General features: G+C 59.0%; 4 protein-coding genes. 2 read left to right on the top strand and 2 right to left on the bottom strand.

Translation table 11 applies throughout. The features are described from left to right. A partial coding sequence (locus AC1DZ5_RS21310; protein ID WP_477892792.1) for a beta strand repeat-containing protein occupies nucleotides 1–3219 on the top strand: 3219 nt, incomplete at its 5' end. Nucleotides 3220–3275: 56 nt separating this feature from the next. Here AC1DZ5_RS21310 and AC1DZ5_RS21305 read toward each other — a convergent pair. Both AC1DZ5_RS21305 and AC1DZ5_RS21300 read right to left on the bottom strand, forming a co-directional pair. Further along, the gene (locus AC1DZ5_RS21305) at nucleotides 3276–5213 is read right to left on the bottom strand and encodes a bifunctional diguanylate cyclase/phosphodiesterase (protein WP_477892790.1); all 1938 of its coding nucleotides are present in this window, start codon (nucleotides 5211–5213) and stop codon (nucleotides 3276–3278) included. 23 nt (nucleotides 5214–5236) lie between these two features. Further along, nucleotides 5237–5929, bottom strand: coding sequence for a transglutaminase-like cysteine peptidase (locus tag AC1DZ5_RS21300; protein WP_477892788.1), 693 nt, complete (start codon nucleotides 5927–5929; stop codon nucleotides 5237–5239). Between the two features lie 221 nt (nucleotides 5930–6150). Here AC1DZ5_RS21300 and AC1DZ5_RS21295 point away from each other — a divergent pair, with 221 nt between their 5' ends. Then, the gene (locus tag AC1DZ5_RS21295; protein ID WP_477892786.1) at nucleotides 6151–8001 is read left to right on the top strand and encodes a TolC family outer membrane protein; all 1851 of its coding nucleotides are present in this window, start codon (nucleotides 6151–6153) and stop codon (nucleotides 7999–8001) included. Nucleotides 8002–8182: the final 181 nt, after the last annotated feature.

The following is an 8182-nucleotide window of genomic DNA, read 5'->3' as shown; positions in this document are numbered from 1 at the left end:
GGCCACTACACCTATGTGGCCAACAACGCCAACGCGCTGGCCACTGGCGCCACCGCCACCGATACTTTCACGTACACCCTCAGCGACGCACAGGGCGCCACCGACAAGGCCGAGCTCACCATCACTGTCACCGGCACCAACGATGTGCCCGTCACCGTGGGCACCATTGCCAACCTCGCCCAGGTCGACAGCACCGCCGTCTCCATTGCCACCGCGGGCAAGTTCTCCGATGTCGACAGCACCGATGTGCTGACCTACAGCGCCTCGGGCCTGCCCACCGGTATCACGATCAATACCGCCACCGGCTTGATCACCGGTACCCTGGCCAACAACGCGTCGGCTTCTGGTCCCTACGCCATCGTGGTCACCGCCGATGACGGCCATGGCGGCTCCGTGACCCAGAGTTTCACGCTCACGGTTACCAACCCTGCGCCTATCGCCAACAATGACTCCGGCTCCGTGGCCGAGGACGCCGGCCACTACACCTATGTGGCCAACAACGCCAACGCGCTGGCCACTGGCGCCACCGCCACCGATACTTTCACGTACACCCTCAGCGACGCACAGGGCGCCACCGACAAGGCCGAGCTCACCATCACTGTCACCGGCACCAACGATGTGCCGACAGCCATTGGTGGCTCAGTAATCGGGACTGAAGACACGGCGATCACCCTGTCATGGGCCAACTTTGGCATCAGCGACGTTGATTCGCCTGCCAGTGCCATGAGCGTGAAAATTGTCACCCTGCCATCTGACGGGATCCTGCAGTATTCAAGCAACGGCGTGACATGGACGAATGTCACTGCCAATCAGGTAGTCAGCAAGACCGAGATCGATGCAGGACATTTGCGCTTCGCACCGGACCTCAATGAGTCTGGGAGCAATGTCTACCCATCGGGCACCGGCAACATGAAGAGCGACTACGCAAGCTTCACATACCAAGGCAGTGACGGTAGCGTGTCCAGCACGACAGCCACATTGACTCTTGATATCGCACCAGTAGCCGATGACTCCATACTTAGAATTGGTGGCGCTTCAGTAATAGACGGCGCAACCACCGTCGTGATACAACCGTCAGGCGATGGATTGACCGTACGCACTTATACGGCGGTCCCCAACATCTCTGCAGCAACGGTCGATACCGTGACAGAAGTAGAGCAACTGCTCACTTTGTTGGATGCGGACACGCCAGCCACTACCTCCATATCAACGGCCCCACAAAACTACACCGCAAACGCCGGCGGCGATCCATCTGGAATCTCAACCGACGGAGCGTATCGGATGACCGGATTGATCTACCTGGAGGCTGGTCACACCTATACCTTCAGTTCTTATATGGACGACACCGCCTTACTCAGCCTGGGCGGCACTATTGTTCTGGAGAAACAGTACAACAGCTGGGGCAATATCACCGGAACCACGTATTCAGCCACAGTCAGCGGTTACTACACACTCGATTGGGCCGTTTACAACGGCGATGGGATTGGCGCAGTCAAACCGTACTTGAGTGTGGACGGCGGCACCGCGCAGGACCTGACCAGCAGCAACTTCAAAATTTACAGTTCGATCGCAGCTGTCGAGAACGCTGGTGGTATTCATGATGCAGTGGTCGGCACAACGACAGCCGGGTACTACCCCATCAGCAACAGCGGCGTGGAAGACACCACGATCAAGATATCTCCCATCACGATTGCGCTTTCAGATACCGATGGATCTGAATCACTGGTTTCACTTTTCGCGAAGAATCTGTTGGTCGGCACAGTTCTGTCAGATGGTACCAATAGCTTCACCGCAATTGCGGGTACGACTTCCATCAATATCACCAGCTGGTCGCTGAGCACATTAACCATCAAACCCCCAGTCAACTTCAGCGGCACCTACGGCCTGACACTGGAACTGAGCAGCAAAGAAAACGCCACCAACGAACTGGCCACCACCACCACCACGCTATCCATCCCGGTAGCAGGCGTCAATGACGCCCCTGTAGCGGTAGTCGACACGAGCAGCGTGACAGAGGACTCGGGAACGTACACGGTCTCTGGCTCCGTTACCAGCAATGACACGGACGTGGATGGCGACACCCTGACCGTCGCAGCAGTCAGCGGCCAGAGCGCACTCACGGGCGCCAGCGTGGCGGGTTCCTACGGCACTTTCGTGATCAACAGCAACGGCGCATACACCTACGTACTCACCAGTGATGACGCACGAATCAATGCACTCAACACAGGGCAGACGCTTACGGACTTCATTGCCTACACGGTCACAGACCCAAGTGGCGCCACCAGCACGAGTACGCTGACTATCACGATCAACGGCCACACGGACTCCTATACCGGCACATCGTTGATCACGGGCACCGCTGCTGCGGACACGCTAACCGGTACGGCATCGGACGACAACATCAGCACCCTGGCTGGCAACGACTACGTCGAAGCAGGTGCCGGCAACGATGTCGTCTACGCCGGAGACAGCGGCACTGCCTTGACGAGTGTCGCCAATCTCGCCACGTCGACCTTCATGACCACGGTAGATGGAAGCATGACGACTGCGGGCGGCGTGCTGACTGCTGCCGTGGCCAGTAATACCAACAAGGGTTATGGCGACTTGGTGCATGGCGGCGCAGGCAATGACGCTTTGTTTGGAGAAGCTGGAAGCGATCTGCTGTATGGTGGCGCCGGTAATGACTACTTAAACGGTGGCGCGAGCAATGATGCTCTGCGCGGCGGTGCCGGCAATGATCGTCTGGAAGGTGGCGCGGGCAGTGATGCGCTCAAGGGCGATACCGGAGCCGACGTCTTCTCTTGGTCACTGAACGACGGAAACAGCACGACCGGCGTCAGCAACGCGGGTGCGGGCAATGCCTACGGAGTGGGCAATTCCATAGGCCTCTCTGGCACCACCGACCTGGTAATGGACTTCAGCAAGTCAGAAGGTGATGCGCTCGACCTGCGCGATCTGCTAGTTGGCGAAAACCATCAAGGACTCGCGTCCGGCAACCTGTCCAACTATCTCCACTTTGAAGTTTCTAATGGCAATACCGTTGTACATGTCAGTACCACCGGCGGTTTTACAGGCGGCACCTACAACGCGGCAAATGAAAACCAAACCATCGTGCTGACGGGTGTGAACCTATTGCAGGACAACAGCGGCACCACCTTGCTCAATGACAATGCGGTCATACAGGACTTGCTCACCAACAAACGACTGATCGTCGATTGATCGCGTATTTCAGGACGCAAATGCCATCATGAACACCTCATGCTGGCATTTGCAGTTCAGTGTGAGGAAGGAGTGATGGGCAAGATTCGGACGCCGGGCCCAGTAGCGCCGTCAAAACCGAGAGCCAACAAAACGTCCAGCTCTGCGGAGGAGGTAACGCCCTCAGCAAACACTAATAAGCCAATGTTGTGGGCAATGCTGCACAAGCCCTTCAGGAAGGCTGCGTTGCCCGTGTTGGATTCAACCCCCCGCACGAAACTGGAGTCCACCTTCAGGTAATCCAAGCCAAGGTCATGCAATTGGCCAATCTGGCTGAAGTGGTGCCCGAAATGCTCAAGCCCGACCCGGCAACCGGCAGCATTCAACGCGCGACACAGCACTTTGAAGGCCTCAAGGTGCTTCAAAGCACCGCCTTCCGCCATTTCCAGCCACAACCGGGGTGCCAACTCTTTCTGTGCCGCAATCAGCGCCATCAAGCGTGGCTGAAAAGTAGCATCTTCCAACGAACTTGCCGACAGATTGATTGCCAACCCAGGCAAGTCCGGGGCGGACTTGAGCTCCTGCAGGCCCAGGGCCACTGCCACCAGGTCCAGTGCTGGCGTCAGTTTGAGGCGTTCTGCCACGGGCAAAAATCGACCGGCGGGTAGCCACTCGCCTTTCTCGTCAAACATTAAGCGCAACGGGCATTCACGGTGAGACAGGGCCCCTTGCGCATTGACAACAGGGAACGAAATAAGCCGCACCCACTGATGCTCCAGCGCGCGCTTGATCATCGTCGACCATTGGTCCGCGGTGCGCGGCATTTCGTCCGTCGCATCCGCCTGTGCCTCCCGGACACCGTCTTTCCCCCCCGCCTCGGCATCGGCCAGCGCCAGGTCCACTTGCGACAACAGGCCCCCAACATCCGCAGCGGCGGCGAATCGTCCGACACCAATCCAGGCTGTCGCAGCGCCGTCCACAAAAGGCGCGCCCGCCAATGCCATGTCCTGCAGCAGTTGGACAGCTACGGCATAGCCCGCTTTTTCTGCGGGTAGCAACACGGCAAAGTCTGCGCCATTGAGTCGGGCCGCCACGCCATTGCTAGATGCCGCACACGCCGCATGGATCGTGCGCCCCATGACTTTCAAAAAATCGTCCGTTGAAGCACGCCCGAGTCGCCGGTTGATACCTATCAGGTCCGCCAAGCGCACCATCATCAAGGTCCCACCCACTGAATCCTCTGCATCAATCGCCTGGCGCAAACGTGCCATGAAGTGAGACCTGTTGGCCAGCCCCGTCAGGGGATCAAAGTTGGCCTCTTTGCGCACCAGCTCCAGCCGCGAAGCCTCTTCTTCAAACATGGCCTTCAGCCGCCCCACCGTGGCATTCATGGCAATGGCCAGCTGCTTGAGTTCTGGCACCTTGGGCAGATCCACCGTCACAAAGCGGCGCTGGGTAATGGCCTTGGCCTGTTCAATCACGGTGCGCAATGGCCCGCGAATCCGCCCCAGCACCATGGATCCCAAAAACCCACCCACAACACCTGCGAGTGACAACGCCAACACCATCTCGTAGGCAGTCTTCCATAGCGCGCCATAGGCAAAGCGGCTGTGGCTGACGAGGGTGACCGTGCCGAACTGTTTCCAGCCGCTGCTGATTTGCGCTTGCCCTGGCGTAGCGGTGATAGGCAGCAGGTGCGCAAACCAGGCGGGGGCATCCAGATCCTTGGCATCACCCACCCGCTCGACAATCAGCTTGCCGGTGGGGTCGGTCACGCGGATCAGTTCGTAGTGCCCGCTGTCAAACAACGACGCCACCACCAGATCCACGGTCACCACATCCGGGGTACCTTGGCTCAGAGACAGGGCCAATGCCGTGGCGTTGTCGGTGTTCTTGATCGAGAGCTGGGAGCCCAGGTAACTGCGGGCACTCAGCATGGAGGCCAGCAGACCACCGCCCAGGGCCAGCAGCATGCTGACCACAATCGCGAGCCATAGTTGACGGTACATCGACATTTCGTATTCCTCTTGCAAGCAATCTATTCAAAACCTTCGGCTTTCGCTCGGCGCAGTAAATCTTCCCAACGGGACAAGCGCCCCGTTCCCCCTGCCGCAGCGGCCTCGCCACCACCGACACCGGCAAACACGCCAGCGCTGTTGAAACTGAAAACAGGCACCAAGTCCGGCCTGCGTGATGCAGGACGAATATCGGGAATCAGGTTGTCCATGATGAGCGGCTCGGCATCTGGCTGGGCGTAATAGGCCAATACCATGTGCGCCTGGGTGGGCGCACCATCTGCACCGCCTGTTTTGGCGCGCACATAGATCAACCGCAGCTTCTCGGGCATCACGCCGGTTTGCAGCAGGGTGAAATATTTGGCGATGGCAAAGTCTTCACAGTCTCCCGCGCCGCGCCCCAACGACTCCATGGGTGTGGCCCAGTAATCGGCCTGTCCCCAGACCACCGTGTCTTCAGCAAACTGCACCTGCTGGTTGAAGAACTGGTTTACGCGTTTGATGCGTTCAGCATCGGAAACCGCTAAGTTGTTCTGTATCAAACCTCGCCAAGCCGTGAACTTGGGCACCGGGCCATTGCCCCAGCGCTGCGTCAATGTGGCTAGAAGGCGATCGAAATCGGCGGCACCCTGTACAGTCCCCACGGCGCCCAGCAGCACTGCCAACAGCAGCACGGCGGTGGCCCACTTGTGGAGAGAACGCAGTGCAAGCACCATTCCAGTCTGCTTCCGTCGGCAGGCATCACCCGCAGAAAAATCCTGATAACGTGAAATTCATCGCACTTGATCTTGGTTTTTCCAAAGAGCCACTGCAAACAAGGTATGCTAAAAATAGATCGCCGGCCGATAATCAGAGGATGGACGCTGGCATTGAGGTTAGCACAGCGCTCCGCTCCACCAACAAGCCCGGCGAGCTTGAATTCAAAGAAGTTTCTACTATGAATCGACTGACCGCAATCAGCCAAGCGATTGCGCTTGTCGCCCTCTCTTTGGGGGCAAATGCACAAACAGCACCGTCGCCTACCAACTTGAAAGATGCGGTGGAGCGAGCCATCCTGCAAAACCCGGAAGTCAAACTCCGCTTCCACAACTTCGAAGCCTCGCAGGAAGAACGCAAATCGGCCGAAGGCGGATGGCTGCCCAAGGTAGATCTGGAGGCCGCCACCTCGTCCAACCAGACGCTCAAGCCCTACCTGTCGTCCACCCAGTCGTACAACGGCAACCGGGCCTCCATCCAGTTGCGCCAGACCCTGTTCGATGGCTTTGCTACTCTGAACGATGTGCGCCGCCTGAGCTATGCCCAGCAAAGCGCGTTTTACGAACTACAGTCGGCCAGCAACCAGACTGGGCTGGAAGCCGCCCGCGCCTACCTGGACGTGATCCGCTACCGTGAGCTGGTAGAAATGGCCGCCGACAACCTGATCACCCACCAAGAGGTACATGGCCGCCTGAACCAGAAAGTACAAGCCGGTGTGGGCCGCCGCGTGGACCTGGAGCAGGCCTCGGGCCGCATGGCGCTGGCCGAGTCCAACTGGCTCACCGAAGTGAGCAACCTGCATGACGTGTCAGCCCGCTATCAGCGCCTGGTCGGTGACACACCGGCTGCCGAGCTCCCCCCCCCTCCGCCGCTGACCGGCCAGATGCCTCAGAGTGTCGAGTTTCTGCGCGGCGCCGTGGCCAAAAACCCGGACTTTCTGGCCTCTGTGGCCACCCTGCGCGCGTACCGTGCCGATCTGAATCTGCGCAAGGCTGCGATGTACCCCACGCTGGAGTTCCGGGCGCGCCAAAGCTATGAAACCAACCAGAGCGGTGTCATCGGAGACTTCCGCGATTCCACGCTAGAGCTGGTGCTGAACTACAACCTGTTTCGTGGTGGCTCGGACACCACCAGGGTCAAGCAGTACGCGGCCAAACTGAACTCTGCCTTCGACCTGCGCGACAAAGCCTGCCGCGATGTCTGGCAGACCGGGCAAATTGCCTACAACGACTCGGTGCGCATTACCTCGCAAATCAAGCTGTTGCAACAGCATGAGCTGTCCACCTCCAAAGCCCGTGTGGCCTACCAGCAGCAATTCGACATTGGCCAGCGATCGCTGCTGGACCTGCTGGACACCGAAAACGAGTACTACCAGGCACGCCGTGCCCTGGCCAATGCCGAGTACGACCTGCAACTGGCCCGTGCCCGGGTGCTGGCGTCGTCGGGCTCGCTGCTGGAAGCGCTGAAGCTGCAGACCTTGTCCAGCACCCTGCCCGAAGTGAAAGGTGGCCAAGAGAACGATGACGAGATGATGGAGTGCAGCAGCCACACCTTGCCCTCGATTGAGAAGACGCCTGTGCCGGTCGCCGTGGCCAAACCGTCACCCGTAGAGCCCGCCCCCTTGCCAATAGCACTGCCCGCACCGGTCAAAACCCCCATGCCTGACCCGGCCGCACAAGCCTGCATGCAGGTACCCCAGTCGGTACAGACCTGGCTGGCGGCCTGGAATTCCAAGGACGCCACCGGCTACCTAGGCCATTACGCAGAAAACTTTGTGCCTGCCATGGGCCTGAGCCGCAGCGCCTGGGAGACCCTGCGCAAGAAACGCATTGGCAAACAGGGTGACATCCAGGCCACCGTGAGCGACATCAAGCCTCTGACCTGCGATGCCAAGAGTGCCGAGGTAGCTTTCAAACAGGAATATGGCTCGGTGGACTATCGCGACTCGGTAGAGAAGACCTTGTCCCTGGTCCGCGTCGGCGATGCCTGGAAGATCGTGCGTGAAACGGTGACCAAGGGCCGCACCTTCTGATTAGGGCGCGTCCATAAAAAAAGCGACCCGAGGGTCAATGCCAGTCAGTTAAGAGCTGACTGGCATTTTTTTGATGGGTACTTGCTGCGCGTAGAGCGTTTGACCTGGCGTGGGAAACTGCGATCCGTGCGTCGCACGGGCAGCACGAAGTAGCGGGCCTGGTCTAGAAGACGCTGCAAGT

Source organism: Rhodoferax sp. P1_F3, assembly GCF_056405715.1.
The sequence above is the reverse complement of the archived record's forward strand: the minus strand, read 5'-3'. Positions and strand labels throughout refer to the sequence as shown.

Coding starts and splice junctions, on each gene's coding strand:
- AC1DZ5_RS21305 (WP_477892790.1), bottom strand. CDS start 5,213: ATGTCGATGTACCGTCAACTATGGCTCGCGATTGTGGTCAGCATGCTG.
- AC1DZ5_RS21300 (WP_477892788.1), bottom strand. CDS start 5,929: ATGGTGCTTGCACTGCGTTCTCTCCACAAGTGGGCCACCGCCGTGCTG.
- AC1DZ5_RS21295 (WP_477892786.1), top strand. CDS start 6,151: ATGAATCGACTGACCGCAATCAGCCAAGCGATTGCGCTTGTCGCCCTC.